General features: G+C 65.7%; 1 protein-coding gene. It reads left to right on the top strand.

The window, feature by feature from the left end; all coding sequences use genetic code 11:
• Positions 1–286, top strand: a 286-nt coding sequence (locus EN852_RS39970) for an aldo/keto reductase (RefSeq protein ID WP_135879987.1), incomplete at both ends; no start/stop codon positions are given.

Below are 286 nucleotides of genomic sequence, written 5' to 3'. Positions count from 1 at the left end.
GTCGCCGGGCGCCGCGACGAGACCTTCCTGGTCTCCAAGGTGCTGCCCTCAAACGCCGCGCGCGCCGGCGTGAAACGCGCCTGTGAAAGCAGCCTGAACCGGCTCGCCACCGACCGCATCGATCTCTATCTGCTCGATTGGCCGGGCAGCGTGCCGCTGTCCGAAACCGTCGAGGCCTTCGAGGCGCTGAAGGCCGAAGGCAAGATCCGCCATTGGGGCGTCAGCAATTTCGACACCGACGAGATGGAGGAATTGGTCGGCTTGGCCGCTGGCGGCAATGTCCAGA

Source organism: Mesorhizobium sp. M2E.F.Ca.ET.209.01.1.1 (assembly GCF_004010375.2).
In the GTDB taxonomy this organism is placed as follows: Bacteria; Pseudomonadota; Alphaproteobacteria; order Rhizobiales; family Rhizobiaceae; genus Mesorhizobium.
This window is presented reverse-complemented; position numbering and strand designations above follow the sequence as displayed.